Source organism: Thiorhodococcus mannitoliphagus (assembly GCF_010915725.1).
Lineage (GTDB): Bacteria > Pseudomonadota > Gammaproteobacteria > Chromatiales > Chromatiaceae > Thiorhodococcus > Thiorhodococcus mannitoliphagus.
Genome location: NZ_JAAIJR010000103.1, coordinates 1 through 19180 on the forward strand (window position 1 = coordinate 1; position 19180 = coordinate 19180).

The window sequence follows — 19180 nt, forward strand, 5'->3', positions numbered from 1 at the left end:
GCTTGAAGGTCGGCTTGGCCTTCTCCCCCTTGAGCACCGCGATCGCATCGCGCAACTGCTGGATGGTTTCCGCTTGCCGGTGGGTCGTCTCGGCCAGCGTTTCGATCAGCTCCAGCAACTGCTCAATGAGCGGGGTACGCTCTGCGTCGGGGATGTCTGGGAGGGTGATCGGAGCGGACATGCCGGAGGCGATTCAAAGGTCAGGATTCGGGGCTGAGACAATACTCTAACGGATCTCCTCAGCCAAGGCTGCCACGACTTATTGAGAAGTTACGTCCGCCCACCCGCGCAGGTATCGAGGGCGACTGAAGTCGCCCCCCCATGAGTCTCCAGACAGCGCCTTAAGCTGGTAGCTCTTTCTAGCCGTCAGTCGACCGGCACATAGTAGATCCACGCATCCTGGTCGACCTTGAGGTCGATCAGGCTCCCATTGCGCACGTCCAGATGCACATAGATGGGCTCGCCGGCGGGAACCATGATCCCGTAGCCCGAGGGAAAGGTCATGCTGGTCGTGGTGATATTGGAGCCGATATAGGTGCTTCCGGATGCCGCGCCATAGTCGAACAGCCCGGGGCCGGCGTACTTTGCCCGAAAGATGCAGCCCGCGGAGTCATCGCCCGCGCATTGGTACATCTCGGGGCGGGTGCTCACCTCGACGTCCGTATAGAGATCGATGTCCGCCTGCTCCGCGACCGACACACCCAGGACAGCGATGGGGATCTTGGGTGTCCAGGAGCCGGCCCGATCTTTGTGACAGGTCTCGCCGCGCTTGCAGAGGCCAGTGGTTGCCTTGATCACGACGGTCTTGAGGGGTTTGATGTCACCCGCATCCACGGGCGATAGAAGGGCAATCCCGATAAAGAGCACAGGAATTGCGGCGAGCGCGGGCAAGCGTGAGTTCGAGATCATCGGCGGTCCTTAGGTAGTCGAGACGGAAAGCGGCGCAGCGCCGAGCTTTACCTGGAGAACATGAGAGCCTGGGCCTGCGGGCAGGGTCACCCTGACATGGCCGTCGATCAGGGGAGCTGGCGCACCATCGAGCTGCGCGGAGCGCACGCCAGCACGGCCCTCCCCCGCATTCTCGACCTGAATCTCGCACTGGGTTAGTCCATCCGGTAAACGATATCGGACACGAAAACCTGGCCAGCTCGCAGGGATGCAGGGTCGCACGACCAAGGTCCGGCCGCCTTCGACCTGAATCCCGAGCACGGATTCGAGTGCCACCCGATACCACCAACCGGCCGAGCCCGTGTACCAGCTCCAGCCTCCGCGGCCGACGTGCGGCGGCGCCCCATAGACATCTGCCGCGACGACATAGGGCTCGAGCCGATAGCGCCAGACATCGGCCGGCGTCTTGGTGTGGCTCACCGGGCTCAGCATCGCCAACAGGGGTGCGGCGCGCTCGCTCCGACCCAGTTCGGCGAGCGCCTTCACGGCCCAACACGCGGCATGGGTGTACTGACCGCCGTTCTCGCGCACACCGGCGACGTAGCCCTTGATGTAGCCTGGGTCTTTGGGCGTGTCGACGAACGGGGGTGCGAGGAGCCGGATCAGGCCCTCGGACTCGCTGACCAGGTGCCGCTCCATGGCGTCGACGGCCTGCTCGGCGCGCTCGCGCGGGACGGCACCGGAAATCACGGACCAGGACTGCGCGAGGGCGTCGATGCGGCACTCGGCATCGGCCGCCGCGCCGAGCGGTGTGCCGTCATCGTAATAGGCGCGTCGATACCAGTCGCCATCCCAGCCGCCCGTCTCCAAGGCCTGGCCCAGCTCCGCTTGATAAGCGCGATAACGCTCGACGCGTACCGGGTCGCCGCGATCCGCGCACAGCGGCAGAAAGTCGCTGATGATGCGGTGCAGGAAGAAGCCCATCCAGACGCTCTCCCCCCTCCCCTCGCGACCGACGCGGTTCATGCCGTCGTTCCAGTCGCCGGTCCCCATCAGCGGCAAGCCATGCGCGCCTCGGGTCAGTGACCGATCGATGGCGCGGCAGCAGTGGTCGTAGAGGTCCGCGCTCGTGCCGCTCGGCTCGGGCTTGAGGTAATCCTCGTCCTGGCCGGGTGGCAGCTCGGCAGCCGTCAGATAGGGAATCTGCTCGTCGAGAATGGCGCTGTCGCCCGTGACCCGCACATAGTGCGCGGTCAGATAAGGGAGCCACAGCAGGTCATCGGAGAAGCGCGTCCGTAATCCTCGCTCCATGGGCTGCGGATGCCACCAGTGCAGGACGTCGCCCTCGGCGAACTGGTGCGCCGCGTGCAGCAAGATCTGATCGCGGGTGATCGCGGGGCGAATGACGGCGAAGGCCGATGCATCCTGAATCTGGTCGCGGTAGCCGTAGGCGCCGCCCGATTGATAGAAGGCGGAGCGCGCCCAGATGCGGCAGCCGAGGCTTTGATACAGCAGCCAGCCATTGAGCATGAGATCGATGGCCGGCTCTGGGGTCTCGACCTGGACGCCTGAGACCAGCGCGTCCCAATAGGCGCGAACCTCATCCAAGGCCGCGCCGATCGCGGCAGTCTCCTGGTAGCGCCCCAAGAGCCCGGTGAGCGTCTGTTCGTCCATCACCTCACCGAGCAGGAAATCGCAGACGAGCGTCGCACCTGGGGCAATCACGACATCGAGCTGCTGCGCAAAGCAGGGATCCAGACCGGCTCCGGCACGCGCGTCCAGCCTTGCGCCCTGAGTCAAGGCCGCCGGCGCCGTCGGATCGCGATGACGGCCGATGAAGCCAAGCCGATCGCAGGTGAAGCTGCGCCGCTCGACTTGGGCGCCGGAAATGACGGCGGTCGCAAAGGCAATGCCGCCCGCAAAGTCTGCGGCTGCGGGATTGACGGCGCGGAGCAGTGCGCGCTCGGGCTCGATGGCAGTCAGGATCTGGCTGTCGCTCAACGGCTGGCTGGCCATGACCAGTCGCTGATAGCCGAAGAGTGCGAGCCGTCTTGCTGTCGCGCCAAGGTTTCTGAGGCGCAGCCGAAGGATCCGCAGCGGATCTTCGCGCGGGACGAAGACCCTGGTCTCCTGCTCCAGGTCGGCATGACTTGTCTCGAAGCGCGTATCGCCGAGGCCATGCTCGACGCGATAGTCGCTCGCTGCGGGACAGGGTCCCGGCATGGGCGACCAGAATGCGCCCGTCGCCTCGTCGCGGATATAGAGCGCCTCGCCGTGCGGATCACTGACAGGGTCGTTCGACCAGGGGGTGAGACGATTGGCCTGGCTGTTGCGCGACCAGGTGTAACCCGCGCCGGATTCACTCACCAGGCAGCCAAAGCGCGGATTGGCGATGACATTGATCCAGGGCTGGGGCGGCCGTCGATGCCCGTCCGCCTGATGAGACACCAGGATCTGGTAGGTACGTCCATCCCCTGAGAAGCCTCCATAGCCGTTGAAGTGCTTCAGCCCTTCGGGGGCGTCGACCGAGAGGTCGCTCGCGCCATCCTCGGAGACGACGGCTGACGTCTCCCGCGTCGGCGGGACGATCGGCTCGTCGGCCAAGAGCGCCAGGGCCGCCGCGCGGTCGGCCGCGGCCCCCGTCACCCAGGTCAGCTCGGTGTCGGCACCTGGCGCCAGAACGACGATGGTGCGCAAGGCCAAGACGGGATCCAGCACATTCCCCAAGCTGCCAGACAGCGGCCGGTCACCCTGCATCGCAGCAGGGCTGGCGGTCGAGCGTCCGCGCCCGAGAAAGGCCGCGCGGTCCGTCTCCCACTCCAGGACTTCGCCGCCGAGCAAGGCGTGCAACATCCAGGGCCAGGACTCGTCGGCACCGCGTGGGCGTCTTCGCGCGAGCAGCGCGCCGGTCGCGGGGTCGCGCTCGGTCTGCACGAAGAGTTTCGCAAAGGCGGGATGTGCCGCGCCCGCATCGGCATGAAAGAGCACGACTTCCAGATAGCTGGTGAGTTCGATGCGTCGTGGTCGACCAGAGGCGTTCGTCAGCTTCAGCCGGCGGCGCTCCAGATCCTTGGCGGAATCCAGGCTCAGCTCCATGCGTGCCGAGATACCCTGGTCCTCGCGCTCCAGCACGAAGCGATCATCGATCAGCGCGGTACGGTACAGCGAGGGCACCACCCGCGTCGGCTGGTAGCCCAGGGACCAGAAATCCCCGCTATCGAGATCCCTGAGATAGAGCAGGCTCCCGAGATCGTCTTGGATCGGATCCTTGCGCCAGCGCGTCAGTGCCAGCCCTTGCCAACGGGTCTGACCCGCACCCGAGTCCGTGACCACCACCTCCAGTCGGTCGTTGCTCAGCCGATGAAGCTCAGCCGGGGGTGCGGACGGACGGGTGAGATCCTGAGTGTTCATTGGCGCTGACTCCAAGCCTGAATGCAATGGCGATCAGCCGAGCAGACTGACCTCTGCGGGGAGTGTCGCCACCTGAGCCTCGCGCGCGTTGAAATCGCGGCTTGGCTCGCCATTGATCTGCACGCTGACCAGAGGCCCCGGCACTGGCGGTGCGACGCGAATGCCGCCGGGCGGGAGCTTGAGGTCGCCCGAGATGCTGGCGCAGAAGGCCCCCGCCTGGGTGCGCTTGAATCTGAGGTCGATGCTGCCGTAGATCGTCGGCAGGCCACGGACCGAGATCTCGCCCGCGTCGACCCAATCGGCCGGGATCCCCGCCGCCACCACCAGAGATTGATCGGCCTCGCGCTCGTAGACCAAGAGATCACGGAAGACCAAAGCATACTCGGCGCCGATCCAGGCATGGGGCAGATCCCCTTGATGGCCCGGGGCGCGTGGATCTCGCCAACCAATCTCCGGCCATTGGTGCCAGGCCGGCGGCCGCCGCTCGTCCAGGTAGAAGCGCAAGAGTTCATGTGCCTCATCGCGTCGACCCAAGCGCACCAGCGCACCCACGATGCGAATCTCATAGGGCGTGTAGTTGGTCCAGGGCACGGCATTCGGGCCGTGCATCTCCCTGAAGCGCTGCATGAAGAGGTCGAAGCTGTGATGCATGGCCGTGCTCGGCAGCCGATGGCTCTCATCGATCAGGGTCAGCGCATTGGCCGTCGCGGTCGGATCTGGGTCCGCCCACTCCACGGACCCGGGCAGAAAGTCGATGCCACGCTCATCCATGGTCCGGTCGATGGAGACGTATAGGGTCGCGCGAAAGTCGTCCCTGAAATTGGCAAACCGCTCCGCGCTCGCCGCATCGCCGACGACCTGCGCCAGCTCCGCCGCATCCTTGAGACCGCGCAGCGCCCAGAAGTCGTCCCAATAGGAATGGACTGGATGGGCCAAATAACCTTCATGGCTCACTGATTCCGGCAGCAGACCATAGCGGGCGCGATACTCCCTGGTCTGATACTGTGCTGTCAGCCGATCAGTGCGCAGCTGCTCCAGATAGCCCACCGCCTTGCGGACCGCCGGCCAGAGTTCCTCGACCAGGGAGCCATCGCCGGAGAAGCGATAATAGTCGGCCACCGCAAAGATGAGCTGGCCGTGACTGTCATGCTCGGGCAGCCAGTCCACACCCTCATGGTCGACACAGCAAGGGACATTGCCGTCCGCTGCCTGGAAGCCCGCATACCAGCGGATGAAGTCACCGGCCTCGCGCACGCAGCCGAACCTGAGCAAGGCCGCGGCCATCACGGCACCATCACGGATCCAGGACCGCGTGTAGCGGCGCGGCCCCGGCTGCAGCGCCGGGCCATCCCGGTTGATCAGGATGTGGCCGATCGCCGCCTTGCAGCAATCGGCGGCGTCCTGGGCGCACTCGGGCAGCTGGAGATCGACGGCTCCCAGGGTCCGCTCCCACTGCGCGAGGGCCGCCGTCAGCAGCGCCTCGCCATCGAAGTCAGCGCCGCCAAGCGCTTGGAGATCGGCGTCCTCGCGCCCGGCCAGTGGCGCGGCGAGCCAAACATCCCGCGCCTCGCCAGGCTCGACCGTGAGTTCGAAGCGCAAGGCCCCGCTCGCAAAGCCGAACATGTCCAAGAGATCTTGCGACGGCGGCAGGGTGTCGCGCGCCACATAGTCGGCGATGGAGCCCTCATCGAAAGTCGCCGCGCCGAAGCCGGAGGGCTGGGTCAGGGCAGCAAGGGCTGGCCGGCCATTGACCTGCACGCAACCGTCTCGGTAAGCCAGGATGCGAATCCGCCGCACGCCGCCGATATCCTTGTAGCCTTGCCAAGGCGGAGAGACCTGGAAAGGACGCACCACGGCATAGAGGCCGACCTGCGTCGGCATCGAGCGATGGTTCTCGATTCTGTAGCGCAGATAGACCCAGCCCTGACCAGGTTCGCCATAGGCGAAGGCGGTGACACTCAGGGCCAGTCCCGCGGACATCCAAGTGGTTTCGGGGATGGGCAAGGGCGGCTGGAGCAGCGCCTGCTGCACCGTGCAATCCGCCCAGGTCATGAGTTCGCCATGGACCGTCAGCATGGGCTCGATGGCGTAGCCGGCCCGCGCCACTTCCAGCATGCCCTCCTCGTTCAGGAGCGCCGGAACCCTGCCGTTCGGAATATCGACGGGGGTCCAATAGGTCTGCTCGCGATACAGCCAGCGCGGATAGCGACCCCGAGGTCCATCTTCCGCGACACGCTCGAAAAAGTCGTCGAACGAGCGTGCAAAGCCCTCCGGCTGGAGCTTGAAGGCGACCAGCCCGGGCACCTCGTCGCCCTCGCGGCCACCGAGCGTCAGCCGCAGCCGCCGCGAGCAACCGCTCGGCAAGTAGAGATAAGTGCGCACCCCAAAGGACCTGGGCGCGTCATAGACGCACTTCCAGGACTCATCATCCCCACTCGCCAGGATCTTGAACTGGCGTGGCCCCGCGGACGTCCAATCCAAGATCAACCCGCTGTAGTCGCAGGCCTCTTGGAAGTCCAGCTCGACCCAGGCCGGCAGCTGATCCGCGCGCCAGCAGCGAGCGGACTGAGCGTCCAGGATGCCATCCGGCGGACCATCGGTGCCCCGACTCGACGCTCGTACCAAGGGCGCCTGAGACGGCGTTCGGTCCTCTAGGCGCAGATCGGACAGCCAGAGGCTGCCGCGACCGCCGGGGCCGGCCGCAACCGCGATCTCGATGGCACCGATCTCATCCGGCACACCGCCTCCGGCGGGCCCCCAGCCAAAGTCGATCTGGCGGCTGCCGATCCGCAGTGACCGCCAATCGGCGCTGAAATCGAAGGCCTCGTCGCGATAGCGCCAGACGTTCTCGCCACTGGCGTCCACCAGCTTGAACTCGAAGGCATTGGCGGGCGCCTGGGCGCGCACCGACATCACGAAGGCGAAGCTGTCAGGCATCGAGAGCTGCACGAGCTTGCGCGCAACGACGAAGCCGCCGCCCTCATCGAAGTCGAAGTCCAATCGCATCGCCGGACCCTCTGGGCCGCTGTCTGGGACCAAGTGCGCCTCGGCCTGTCCGGAAGCCACGGTCGACCAGCTCGCGAGGTCGGAGAAATCATCCAGATTTAGAGATTGCATGCTGGTTGGTCCTCAACAATAAGGCTCGAGATAGAGAGGACGAGCCCACTCAAGAAGCCGCTGCGAATGGGACTCGGCGACGCCAGGGGCTAAGCTATACTGCCAACGGCCTCAAGTCACTCGACGTGACCGGCTTGACACAAGCCCCCCCATACACTGACACGGCGACCGCTTCGATGCGCATCATTTGGTCCCTGGTAAAGGCCCTCAAGGTCCCCATCACCCCAGCCATCTGGGAGCGCTTCATCCGCATGATGCGTGAGCTGGGAGGCTCCGAGGTCGGCGGCAAGGCCAAGCTCCTGTTCGTGCTGCTGATCCTCTTTCTTTTCGCGATCAACGGATTGAACGTCCTGAACAGCTACGTCAATCGGGACTTCATGACCGCGATCGAGCATCAGAACATGCAGGGCTTCATCTATTACGCCTTCTTGTTCATTTTCGTGATGGCCATCTCAACCGTGGTGGCCGTGATCTACCGCTATACGGAAGAGACCCTGGGTCTGCTATGGCGCAAATGGCTGACCGAGCGCGCCATCGAGCGCTATCTCGACAAGCGCATCTATTTTCAGCTGCATTCCAAGGACCAGCTACCCAACCCCGACCAACGTATCTCGGAGGATATCCGCGCCCTCACGGCCACGACGCTATCCTTCACCCTGATGTTCCTGAATGCCAGCTTCACCGTAGTCGCCTTCTCCGGTGTGCTCTGGAGCATCAGTCCTCTCTTGTTCGTCGTGGCGGTGGCCTATTCCATCCTCGGATCCCTGCTGACGATCTACCTCGGCAAGCCGCTGGTCAAGCTCAATTACGACCAACTCGACCGCGAGGCCAACTTCCGCTCGCGCCTGGTTCACGTGCGTGAGAACGCCGAGTCCGTCGCGCTGCTGCGACGCGAGGAACGGCTCCAAGTGCGACTCAGAGCCCGGCTGGATCAGCTTACATCCAACTTCAAGCGCATCATCGAGGTCAATCGGAACCTCGGCTTCTTCACCAGCGGCTACAACTATCTCATCCAGATCATCCCAGCCCTCTTCGTCGCGCCGCTGTTCATCCAAGGACAGGCGGATTTCGGTGTCATCACCCAGTCCGCGGTGGCCTTCGGGCACCTGCTCGGCGCCTTTTCCCTGATCGTGACCCAGTTCCAGTCCATCTCCAACTACGCGGCAGTGGTCGCACGGCTCAATGCGCTGCGCGATGCCATGACCCAAGACCGCCCGGAACATGCGCCCGAGGTGGAGCTTTGCGAGGGTTGCGGCAGCGTCGCCTACGAGCAGCTGACCCTCTATAACCCACGCGACGGCCAGGTCTTGATCAAAGACCTCAGCCTCTCGATCCCATCCGGAGTCTGCCTGCTGGCTCGTGCCCCGAGCGAGGCCGCCGAGAAGGCGCTGTTCAGGGCAACGGCCGACCTCTGGCATCACGGCGAAGGCCGCATTCTGCACCCCGGACACGACGCCATCTTCTTCCTGCCGGAGCGTCCCTATGTCCCGCCGGGCACCTTGCGGGAGATCTTGCTGCGACAGGCACAAGAAAAATGGCTACCAGACTGGCAGATCCTCGCCAATCTCAAGCTGCTGAATCTCGAGCAAGCACTGACCAAGGCCGGCGGGCTGGACAGCGAGCACAACTGGGCTGACCTGCTCTCCCTGAGCGAGCAGCAGCGTCTGAGCTTCGCGCGCGTGCTGCTGGCAGCGCCCCAGTTCGTCTTCCTCGATCACCCCAGCCGCAGCCTCAGCGAATGCCCGCTCGGCGAGCTGCTGAACCTGCTGCGTCAGCAAGGCATCACCTATCTGACACTCGGCGACCTGGCGGACGAGCCCAGATTCTACGATCGCCTCCTCGAAATTTCGGCCGACGGCTCCTGGCGCGTGCGCCCACCGACGTTGGACGAAGTCGGCAAGGTCCGCAAGTGAGCACCGACCACGCCTTTCCGCCCGGATTCCTCTGGGGCGCCGCGACCTCCGCCTATCAGATCGAGGGCGACCCGCTGGCGGATGGCGCCGGCCCCAGCATCTGGCACAGGTTCAGCCACACCCCAGGGCGCGTGGCCGGCAACGCAACCGGCGACTTGGCCTGCGATCACTACCATCGCGCTCAGGAAGACGTCGCGCTCATGGCCAACCTCGGCCTCAATGCCTATCGCTTCAGCATCGCCTGGGGGCGCGTGCTGCCGGATGGACGCGGCCGGGTCAATCAGAGGGGGCTGGACTTCTACCAGCGTTTGGTCGACAGGTTGCTGGAGCAGGACATCCAGCCAATGATCACGCTCTATCACTGGGACCTGCCAACGGCGCTCCATGACCGCGGCGGCTGGCTGAATCCAGAGAGCCCAGCCTGGTTTGCCGACTACGCGCAGGTCCTGTTCCGGGCACTCGACGACCGCGTCGCCGCCTGGGTGACCATCAACGAGCCCTGGGTCGCCGCCGTGCTCGGGCACCTGGAGGGCGTCCATGCACCAGGTCATGCTGATGCCTTCGAGGCCGCGCGCGTCACCCATCACCTCCTCCTCGCCCATGCCGAGGCGTGCGCGGTCTATCGTGCGATCGGGGCGCACCAGATCGGCATCGCACTCAACCTAGAGCCCCAGTATCCGGCCTCGGATTCAGCAGCGGACCGGGCCGCGGCCGACCGGCGCGACGCCTTCATCAACCGCTGGCTCCTGGACCCGCTCTTCTTCGGCCGCTACCCGGAAGCGATGCCAGCCATCTTCGGCCCCGCCTGGCCGGACTTTCCGAGCGCCGATCTCGAGCGTATTCGCAGACCGGCAGACTTCATCGGGGTCAACTATTACTCGCGCGGCTGGGTCCAAGCGGACCCATCGGCCTGGCCCCTCGGCGCCACCCGGATCCAGCGAACCGATGCGCCAAGCACGGCCATGGGCTGGGAGGTCTACCCCAACGGACTGACGGAGACCCTGCTGCGGCTCAAGACGCAGTACGGCAATCCGCCCGCCTACATCACCGAGAACGGCGCCGCCTTCGAGGATCCCGCGCCCGTCGAGGATCGCGTCGAAGACGCCCATCGCGTCGCCTACCTGCGTGACCACATCACCGCTGCGGGCGCAGCCCTACAGGAGGGCGTCAACCTGCGCGGCTACTTCCTCTGGTCGCTGCTCGACAACTTCGAGTGGGCCGAGGGCTACACCAAGCGCTTCGGTCTCTATCGCGTCGACCCAGAGGAACAGCGACGCATCCCCAAGGCCAGCGCCGACTTCTATCGCAAGGTCATCGCCTCGAACGGGGTTGGAATGGTTGGCCGGAATCGAGCGAAGGGACGGCATTGACGCTGAGCAGACTGCTAGCGAGGCTTCGCCTCAGACCGACGCGTCATGCCATCGGGATCGCTATCGTCGGTTCGATCCCGATACCGATACCGATACCGATACCGACGGCCTTGGATGGTCGGACGCTTCATCGAAATTTGACTCATCTGCAAGCATTTGCGCCCTCAAGGATCCTAGGGTGGACGAGCGAGCGCGAAGTCCAGCGAATCCCGCGCCCTTGTTGGGCCCTTCGGCTCCGCTCGGAGCACGCTTGTCCGCTCGGAGACCGCCCTTTGCGAAAGGGGGGAAGTTGTTGATGGACGCTTTCTTCGTCGCCCTTGGCACTGGCGAGAGGGCGAATGAATTCGCCCCCACAGCTCGGGCGATTGCAATCTTCAGACAGCCTCTCAGCCGCCGGGACCGGGAAGATCGGTCCCCGACCACAGCCTCGTGTGCAACAGATGGAGTCCCTCGCGATGCGCCAGCAGGGCGCGCTTCTCTCTGATGCTCAGCGAATCCGCGCCATCGTCCTGCAGTTGAAATATCAGCCCTTCCAAGACGTGACGCCCGCGCCGACTCGAAGGCTTGTCGTGCAGCAGGGAGTCATGCAAGGCATAGATGCAGGGCTCCACCATGGCCGCCGTCCAAGGCGGCTGAGTCCCGGCGCCGCAGACGCCCTGGGGTAAGGCGTCACCCAGTTGCTCGTCCAATTGCTTGAGCACGGGGGGCTCTTCGGTCTCGGCGGGGGTCAGAAAGAGTCCGGCCCGCTTGGCGTGCAGCCCCAGCGAGGTGCGGCTGGTCAGGATGGAAACCGGTATGGAAAGGGCCAGCCCGACAAGCACGGGCGTGAACCACCAGAAGAAGTCCGGAACATAGACATAGGCGACATAGCCTGTCACGACGGCAATCAGCGTATGGATGCCGTGCGCACCCATGGCCTCCAGGATGCCGGTCTGATGATCGCCGCGCTGCTGCGTCGGCCAGCCAACCGCAGTCCGCAGCAGGATGGCCGCCACGAACTTGCTCTGAAAGAGCATCAAGACAGGGGCCAGGAGCACCGAGAGCAGACTCTCGATGAGCACGCTCAGACTGGCCCCGCGCAGCCCACCGAAGCGTCTTGCCTCTTGCGGATCCGCGGCCAAAAGCAGCAAGGCCAGGATCTTCGGCAAGAAGAGAATGATCAGCGTCACCCAGAGCACCGTGGTCATCTCGACCACATAGGATTCCGGCCAGATCGGCAGCGCGTTGTGGCCGAAGAAGTAGACCGGCGACTGGAGGCTCTTGAAATAGGCCTCGGCACCTGTCGCGACGAGAAACAGCAGCCATAGCGGCGAGGCCGCGTAAGACATGACACCCATGGCGAAGTGGATGCGGCTCAAAGGCTTGAAGCCATGCGCCAGAACCAGCCTGGCGTGCTGCAGATTGCCCTGACACCAGCGTCGGTCGCGCTTGGCATAGTCGATCAGCGTCGGCGGGATCTCCTCGTAGCTGCCGCCCAAGTCGTACGCCAACTGCACCTTCCAGCCCGCGCGCGCCAGTAAGGCGGCCTCGACGAAATCGTGACTCAGGATCTCGCCACCGAAGGGCTCCTTGCCGGGCAGCTGGGGCAGACCGCAGTGATCGGCGAAGGGGCGGACCCGCAGGATGGCATTGTGGCCCCAGAAGTTGGCCGTATCCTGCTGCCAAAACGCCAACCCGGCGGCGAACATGCGCCCATAGAGGCTCCCCGCGAACTGCAGCATGCGCGCGAAGAAGGAGGAGCGATTGACCGGAATCGGCGGCACCTGCAGCAGCGCCAGTTGCGGATCGGCCTCCATGCGGCGGACCATCTCGACGAGCGTCTCGCCGCTCATGATGCTGTCCGCGTCCAGGACGATCATGTAGCGATAACGGCCGCCCCAATCGCGACAGAAATCCGCAACATTGCCGCTCTTGCGCGCCCGGTTCTCGTCGCGATTGCGATAGAAGAGGCGCGCGGGCTCACCGAGATCCTCTGCCCAGCGACGCCACAGCATCTCTTCCTGGATCCAGGTATCCGGATCCCGGGTATCGCTCAGGATGAAGACCTCGAAACCCGCTTGCTGCCCCGTCTCCTCAAGCGATGCGTACATGGCCCGCAGCCCGGCGAAGACGCGCTCGGGGTCTTCGTTGTAGACCGGCATGACCAGGGCCGTCTTGAATCCGCTCTGGTCCAGGGGTTGCGGCGAGGTCTCGGCGCCGGGCGCCTTGATCTCGACCTGCTGCCTTCGCCGCATGAGCCGCACGAATCCGATCGCCGCCGTCCAAAAGGATGCGCTGATCCAGAGCATGAGGATGGCATACAAGACCAGCAGCAAGAACTCGAGCGTCGAGATGCCATCGTCCTGGATCGCCGCCGAGAGCAGCGACATGGTGAAGAGTGTCGTGACGACGACCAGGGTGAAGTAAAGGGGGCGGTGAAAGCGCTGCGCGGGCAGCGGGGCAAGCCAGAGGGAGGCCATGGGCGCTAACCTGAAGACGCGCGCTTTCCGCGCAGACCGAGCAAACGGCCGATCTTGGCGATCAGACGCAAACCGAGGCGATAGCAGCAGAGTTCGATTCGGCTGGGCTCCATCTGCAGCGGCGCAGGCTCGGGCACTGCCGTGACGCGCGCGGCACGAATGCGCTCAGCCAGAGGCTCGCCGCTCAGTCCCGCCCAGCGGGCGGTCCAACCGGGAACATCGCCACCGAGGACAGCCGCGCGGGCCGCCGAGAGTGCATCAGGATCAGCGTTCAACCCCAGCTCAGACAGCAACCACTGGTCGAGCAGCGCGTGCACCTCCTCCACCGCAGCCTCGAGCGGCTCGCCGAGCCGACCGAGTGCCGCCCGCAGCTCCATGCGCTTCATGGCCTGTTCGAGCAGTGCCTGACTCTCTGATTCGCGGCTGACGCCGAGCGCGCGCAAATAACCTCTGGCGCGGCGCTCGGCAGCCCGCCGATCGAAGGCGGAATGCCCGCTCGCAGCCCCAGGTAGATCGATCGCAGCGAGCGACGCGGCTACTCCCTCACCCATCTGAAGCTCCAGGTTTCGCTCAGGACGTCATGCCCGTGCCGCAGGAATGCCCTCAGATCCGCTGGCTCCTTACCCTCGGGCTCCAACTCAAAGAAGAGTCGCCATCCCTGGGTCTCCGGATTCGGCTGTGCGATGGGCTTGGACAGCTCGCCCGTCGTGCTGGTGACCATGGCCTCGATCTCGGTCTCCGGATCGAGCTGCGCGAGCGACTCGCCAATGAAGTCCATCACGAACTTGCGGCGACTGGGATCCAGGATATCCGTGCCCGAGGCGCCGATACGGGTCGCCTTCACGCGCCCCCCCATGAGGCCAGACTCGAGGTCTTTACCGAACCTGAGACGGTACTCGAGCCTCCAGGTATCGCCCGCTTCTGGCTGCCGCTCGGGCATCCAGTAGGCGACGATGTTGTCGTAACGCTCCGCATTGCTGGGGATCTCGACCAGCTCGACGACGCCCTTGCCCCAATCACCAACCGGCTCGATCAGCGCGCTCGGGCGGTTGTGGTAGTGCGCTTCCAGGTCTTGGTAGTTGCGAAAATCCCGATCCCGCTGCAACAAGCCGAATGCCTTGGGATTCTCCGCGGCAAAGTCACTGACATGCAGTCGCAGCGGATTGACCAGCGGACGCCAGATGCGCTCACCCGTTCCGTTCTCCACCAGCAGACCGTCGGAGTCATGCACCTCGGGCCGGAAGTCGTCCACGAAGCGATCGGAGTTCTCCCCATGGAAGAACATGCTCGTCAACGGCGCGATACCCAGCTTCTGCACGGATTGACGCATGAAGATGTGCGCCTTGACATCGATAACCGTCTCGATGCCAGGCCGGATCAAAAAGCTGTAGGCACCGGATGCGCTCTCACTGTCCAACAAGGCATAGAGCCTGATGTCCACGGCATCCTGGGCCGGCTTGCGCACCCAAAACTCGCGAAACACGGGAAACTCTTCCTTGGTCGGCAGGCCAGTGTCGATGGCAAGCCCGCGCGCCGTGATGCCATAGTTCGCGCCCTTGGAAACGGCGCGGAAGTAGCTCGCCCCTAGGAAGACGGCGACCTCGTCGAAGACCGCATCCTGATTGATGGGATAGAGCAGACGCAGCCCCGCGAAGCCGAGATCAGACGGCATTTCATCTGGGACTTCATTCTTGCCGTAGTCGAAAAGGTCGTGTCGGAACGGCAGCGGTTGCGCGACCCCGTCCTCGATGACGTTGATGGTCACACGGTCCTTGAAGAGAAAGCCTCTCGGGAAGAGCTGCATCTGGAAGGGCAGCCCGTCCTCTCGCCAGAGGCTCTCGTCGCGGTCGAAGCGGATATCCCGGTAGTGGTCGTAGTCGAGATCCGCCAGATAGGCCGGCAGCTCCGGACGGTCAGGCTCGAAGTCCTTGTTCGCCAAGGCTTCCGCGCGCCCGACAACAGCGGCAAAGGTGAAGTCGCCCGGCGCACCCTCGATCGGCGCGGGCTCGACGACGCCAGGGTTCTCCGCAGCCGAAACAGGGAAAGCAGGGCCGATGGCGACTCCAAACGACAGAATTCCAAGCAGCCGAGTGATCTTCATGATGTTCTCGCTGATTCATTGAGACCGTGAGAATGCGCGATGGCCGGTCCATCCCTCCATGCAGATCTTGCGAACTGCCGCAGGCGATCGAATCAGTTGAGAAACCCAATCTGGGACGGACACTCGAACCGCCCAGATTTTAACCCCAAACCCTTGGAAATGACGCGGAGATTTCAGCTCATCGCGCGTATTTCACACTACATCCATAGGGTCGCGTGACCGCACGGGCCGGCTCCTCGCCCTTCAGCACCGCCCGCAGCGCGTCCCCAAACCAGGGCTCTGCGGCAGACACATCCTCGACCCGCGCCGAGGCGATACTGTCGATCCCACCCATGTAGGCCAAGACCCCATCCTTGTCGACGACATACATGTGCGGGGTCGTCTTTGCGCCGTAGAGTCGACCCAGGGTGCCCTCTTCGTCGAGCAGCACCGCGGCCGGAGCCCCATCACGCTCGGCGATCAAGCGGTTTGCCTCCTCCGCGCTCACATGGCCCTCCTCGCCCGGCGCGGAGGAGATGACGACCAGCCACTCCGCGCCCGCCTCGGCGGCCTCTCGCTGCAAGGCCTGCATGTTGCCGGAGTCGTAGTGCTTGCGCGTGTAAGGACACTCGAAGTTGGCCCATTCGAGCACCACCACCTTGCCCTTCATCTCTGCCAGGCTGCGCGGCTGTCCCTTGGTGTCCGTCATCTCGAAACCCGGCGCCGGCTGTCCCACCTTGGCACCCTCCACGGCGGCCAGCGCTGCGCCGGCCCCCAGCAGACCGGTCAGCAGGACCAGGGCAGACCAAAGCCGATGCCTCGGCTGATGGACCGGAGCGGCGGTGCGGAGCGATTCGGAATGAAGGCGTGATTTCATTGCAAGCATGGGCTCTCTCCTCGACTGCAGTTGATGATCTTGTCTGCCCCGCCGCCCCCTTCAAGGGCGGCAAGGACGATGTCAGGGGTCAGCAGCGTCGGCAAGATGACGGCCTCACCGCCACCAGCCGGATAATAGGCATAAAAGGGCACACCCTCCCGCGCGAAGGAGGCGAGATAGGCGCTGATCTCCGCGTCCCTATGGGTCCAGTCGCCCTTGAGGTAGCGAACCCCCTTGGCTGTCATCGCCTGACGGACCCCGGCGTCGGAGAGCGATGTTCGCTCATTGAGCAAGCAGGTGATGCACCAAGCGGCCGTCATGTTGACGAAGACCGGCTCGCCGGCTGCCCTCAACTCGCTCAGCAGTTGCCCACTGAAGGGCTGGCTGTCTTCGGCGGGCTGCAGGCGCTGCGGATCCGCGGATTCACCGCTGGCTTGATGAGTCTGCAGCAGCGGCAGCAGCGCGAGCGCGAGCACCACGGAGAGGAGCGCTGCGGCACGGGCGACCGCCTGCACCCGGCTCGATCCTCGCCCGCGACCCAGGAGCCAAACCGCAAAAGCCACCAGCAGCGCGCCGCCGAGCCCGATCGCGACACCGGCATCCCCGACCTGCTTGCCCAGCACCCAGACGAGCCAGGCCCCCGTGGCGAACATCGGGAAGGCCAGGAACTCGCGCAGGCGCACCATCCAAAGGCCCGGACGCGGCAGCCAGCCCGCAACGCCGGGGAAGGCAGCGAGGAGCGCGAAGGGCAGCGCAAGACCCAACCCCATCCCGAAGAACAGCACCAGGGCAAAGGGCGCGGGCGCGGCCAAGGCCGCGCCCATGGCCGTGCCCAAAAAGGGCGCGCTGCAGGGCGTGGCCAGCACAACCGCAAGCAAGCCGGAGAAGAAGCTGCCGAGGTGGCCGGGCTTCTGGGCAAGCCCCTGGCCCGCGCCCGTCACCGCAGCACCGAACTCATAGAGACCGGCAAGATTCAGCCCAATCGCAACCATGAGCCAGCTCATGAGGGCAACGAAGACCGGCGCTTGGAATTGGAAGCCCCAGCCCAGCGCGGCCCCGCCCGCCTTCAAGGCCAGGAGCAGCAAAGCCAGGGCCAGGAAGGCCAGGAGCACCCCCGCCGTATAGAAGACGGCAGACCATCGCACGGCCATCAAACCCTGTCCGGATAGACCACTCAGCGAGGCGGCCTTGATCGCAAGGACAGGGAAGACGCAAGGCATGAGATTGAGGATGAGCCCGCCAAGCAGCGCGAACAGAATCGCCCGCCAGGGACTGACCCACGGGATCGCGGCTGTCGCAACGGGCGCCGAGCCGGCACCTTCCATGGCCTCCGCAGCCCCAGAGACCGCATACCATCGGGTGCTGCCCTCGGCATCAGTCGCGGCGATCACCCCAGAGACCGCATCGCCCGGATCGACGTCCGGACCGCGCTCCACCTCCAGTACCAGACGCCCGTCACGCGCTTGAAGCGACTGAGGCGCGGAATGCTCGATCACCCCCCATCGGTCAGGCAGGAAGACCAGCTCACCGACATCGGCAGGACCTGCCTCAGCCGTCAACTCCAGCTCGAGCGCGGCGTCACCAAGCCGCAAGCGCGTCGTCCAGGGCGCTAGCGTCGGGACACGGCGCAGCGCGCGCTCGAGGGCGCCCGCCTCCTCTCCGACGGCGGGCGTGCCGCGCGCCGAGACCGGCAGCTCAAGGCGAAAGCGGCCAGTCTCCGGGATACACCCCTTCTCGCAGACGACCCAGTCGGCATCGGCCTCGACAACCAAGGCATCGCCCGACGCCAGCGTCTCTGGAATGCGCAGCAGAATCGGGAAGACAATCTCGCGCTCGTAGCCGTAGCTCACCAAGGGGCCAGTCCAGATCCGCTCCGGCCCCGGCCAGATGATGTCTCCCGCCACGACGCCCTCGGGCAGCGAAAGCCGGACCCTCGGCGGGCTGCCGGCATCCCCTGGATTACGCCAATAGGTGTGCCAATGCGGCGCGAGCTTCTGGCGCAGCCCGATGTAGAACGACTGACCTGGCGCCACGCTATCGTGGTCCGCGATCAAGCTGACCTGAGTCCGCGGCGTGACGACCTCATTGCTCTCGGCCGCGACCAGCGCGCCGCACCAGATCACTAGCAAGGCAAAGAGGGCTCCCCCGCAGCGTGCTGGAGCGAGCAGAGAGAGACGCGGAAAGGAGATCATCGCGAAAGCACCGGTTGATCCTGGATCGGACGCGCGCCCAAGGCGCCGACCGAACACGGCAAGTCTCCATATATCAGAGCAGCATCCAGGCATTGCAACCGACTCAGAAGCTGCCTGAAAACCGACATCCCCCTTTCGACAAAGCCTCAAAGGCGCAGGCGTCCATCAGGCTCGGATCGCGAGCGATCGGGGGGAGCGCAACAGTGACTCCAGTCTCTCGCGCTGGAAGACGATGGCGGCGAGGAGCGCGTTCCGCATGGCTCGTACCGGATCGTCATCGCGTCCGTGTCCGCGCATGGACTCGAGGGATTGCACCACGCGCTCGTCGGTGAGATGACGGATCATCAAGCTGAGCCGATCGAGGTCGCTGCGCGCCTTTATCGCGCCCAGGAAAAAGGTTCCTTTGTGTCATGGCCGCCCCTTTTTATGCCCTGCGTGGCGCTTTGGGTGGCTTTGTCCAACACGCGCCCTCGCATCACGCGCAAGTCATTGATGGTTCGTTCGCCGCTGGGGGTAAAGAAAATCCGACCTGGCTTGCAGACCCATTCAATTCCAGTGATTGAGAGACTGCGGAAATTGCTCAGGACAAGGCAAATACCCCCTCCCGCTGGGTTCGACCTCAGCGTGGACCGGCCGAGCGCAGCGCCTCGATCTGCGCAAGGCTCAGACCGGTGGCCTGGGCGACCTGAGCATCGCTGAGTACGCCAAGCTTGATGAGGTTACAGGCAGTCTCTTGAGCCGCTTCCTGGCGGCCTTTCTCCAACCCAATCTGCTCGCCTTCCTCGCGCGCCTCCAACAGCAAGGTGGCCTCGTCGCTCTGCGCTTTCGCGCGCGCCTCGGCCCAGTAGCGCGTTTCCTCGTCGGCGCTCAGCG

Annotated in this window: 12 protein-coding genes and 1 pseudogene; 2 read left to right on the forward strand and 11 right to left on the reverse strand. The window is 64.8% G+C overall.

From position 1 onward, the window contains the following. The 4 genes from G3480_RS19600 to G3480_RS19615 form a co-directional block, all read right to left on the reverse strand. Positions 1-181, reverse strand: a 181-nt coding sequence (locus G3480_RS19600; RefSeq protein WP_164655580.1) for a hypothetical protein, incomplete at its 3' end; no start/stop codon positions are given. A gap of 185 nt (positions 182-366) precedes the next feature. Next, positions 367-909, reverse strand: coding sequence for a hypothetical protein (locus tag G3480_RS19605; RefSeq protein ID WP_164655581.1), 543 nt, complete (start codon positions 907-909; stop codon positions 367-369). A 9-nt stretch (positions 910-918) separates the two neighbouring features. Further along, positions 919-4299 carry a GH36-type glycosyl hydrolase domain-containing protein gene (locus G3480_RS19610; protein WP_164655582.1) on the reverse strand — a complete coding sequence of 1127 codons (3381 nt, stop codon included), beginning with the start codon at positions 4297-4299 and terminating at the stop codon, positions 919-921. 33 nt (positions 4300-4332) lie between these two features. Then, positions 4333-7416: an alpha-L-rhamnosidase-related protein gene (locus G3480_RS19615; RefSeq protein WP_164655583.1), complete on the reverse strand. Its 3084-nt coding sequence runs from the start codon at positions 7414-7416 to the stop codon at positions 4333-4335. A gap of 176 nt (positions 7417-7592) precedes the next feature. Between G3480_RS19615 and G3480_RS19620 the strand changes: the two genes are divergently transcribed. Further along, the gene (locus tag G3480_RS19620) at positions 7593-9329 is read left to right on the forward strand and encodes an ABC transporter ATP-binding protein/permease (protein WP_164655584.1); all 1737 of its coding nucleotides are present in this window, start codon (positions 7593-7595) and stop codon (positions 9327-9329) included. Then, complete coding sequence (locus G3480_RS19625; RefSeq protein ID WP_164655585.1) at positions 9326-10699, forward strand: GH1 family beta-glucosidase; 1374 nt, start codon at positions 9326-9328, stop codon at positions 10697-10699. The genes G3480_RS19620 and G3480_RS19625 overlap by 4 nt, the downstream gene beginning before the upstream one ends. 386 nt (positions 10700-11085) lie before the next feature. On the opposite strand, the gene mdoH is transcribed toward G3480_RS19625, so the two are convergent. From mdoH to G3480_RS19660, 7 genes and pseudogenes are all read right to left on the reverse strand, one after another. Continuing rightward, positions 11086-13158 carry a glucans biosynthesis glucosyltransferase MdoH gene (mdoH, locus tag G3480_RS19630; RefSeq protein ID WP_164655586.1) on the reverse strand — a complete coding sequence of 691 codons (2073 nt, stop codon included), beginning with the start codon at positions 13156-13158 and terminating at the stop codon, positions 11086-11088. A 5-nt stretch (positions 13159-13163) separates the two neighbouring features. Then, the gene (locus tag G3480_RS19635) at positions 13164-13709 is read right to left on the reverse strand and encodes a hypothetical protein (protein ID WP_164655587.1); all 546 of its coding nucleotides are present in this window, start codon (positions 13707-13709) and stop codon (positions 13164-13166) included. Continuing rightward, positions 13694-15259: an OpgD/OpgG family glucan biosynthesis protein gene (locus G3480_RS19640; protein WP_164655588.1), complete on the reverse strand. Its 1566-nt coding sequence runs from the start codon at positions 15257-15259 to the stop codon at positions 13694-13696. The genes G3480_RS19635 and G3480_RS19640 overlap by 16 nt, the downstream gene beginning before the upstream one ends. Positions 15260-15437: 178 nt before the next feature. Further along, on the reverse strand, positions 15438-16124 hold the full coding sequence (locus G3480_RS19645) for a redoxin domain-containing protein (RefSeq protein WP_240905931.1): 687 nt from the start codon (positions 16122-16124) through the stop codon (positions 15438-15440). Beyond that, positions 16112-18307, reverse strand: coding sequence for a protein-disulfide reductase DsbD family protein (locus G3480_RS19650; RefSeq protein ID WP_164655589.1), 2196 nt, complete (start codon positions 18305-18307; stop codon positions 16112-16114). The genes G3480_RS19645 and G3480_RS19650 overlap by 13 nt, the downstream gene beginning before the upstream one ends. 165 nt (positions 18308-18472) lie before the next feature. Continuing rightward, positions 18473-18652: a hypothetical protein gene (locus G3480_RS19655; protein WP_164655590.1), complete on the reverse strand. Its 180-nt coding sequence runs from the start codon at positions 18650-18652 to the stop codon at positions 18473-18475. Between the two features lie 274 nt (positions 18653-18926). Continuing rightward, positions 18927-19180, reverse strand: a pseudogene (locus tag G3480_RS19660) (Rpn family recombination-promoting nuclease/putative transposase); the annotation flags it as partial.

Coding starts and splice junctions, on each gene's coding strand:
- G3480_RS19605 (WP_164655581.1), bottom strand. CDS start 909: ATGATCTCGAACTCACGCTTGCCCGCGCTCGCCGCAATTCCTGTGCTC.
- G3480_RS19610 (WP_164655582.1), bottom strand. CDS start 4,299: ATGAACACTCAGGATCTCACCCGTCCGTCCGCACCCCCGGCTGAGCTT.
- G3480_RS19615 (WP_164655583.1), bottom strand. CDS start 7,416: ATGCAATCTCTAAATCTGGATGATTTCTCCGACCTCGCGAGCTGGTCG.
- G3480_RS19620 (WP_164655584.1), top strand. CDS start 7,593: ATGCGCATCATTTGGTCCCTGGTAAAGGCCCTCAAGGTCCCCATCACC.
- mdoH (WP_164655586.1), bottom strand. CDS start 13,158: ATGGCCTCCCTCTGGCTTGCCCCGCTGCCCGCGCAGCGCTTTCACCGC.
- G3480_RS19635 (WP_164655587.1), bottom strand. CDS start 13,709: ATGGGTGAGGGAGTAGCCGCGTCGCTCGCTGCGATCGATCTACCTGGG.
- G3480_RS19640 (WP_164655588.1), bottom strand. CDS start 15,259: ATGAAGATCACTCGGCTGCTTGGAATTCTGTCGTTTGGAGTCGCCATC.
- G3480_RS19645 (WP_240905931.1), bottom strand. CDS start 16,124: ATGCTTGCAATGAAATCACGCCTTCATTCCGAATCGCTCCGCACCGCC.
- G3480_RS19650 (WP_164655589.1), bottom strand. CDS start 18,307: ATGATCTCCTTTCCGCGTCTCTCTCTGCTCGCTCCAGCACGCTGCGGG.
- G3480_RS19655 (WP_164655590.1), bottom strand. CDS start 18,652: ATGATCCGTCATCTCACCGACGAGCGCGTGGTGCAATCCCTCGAGTCC.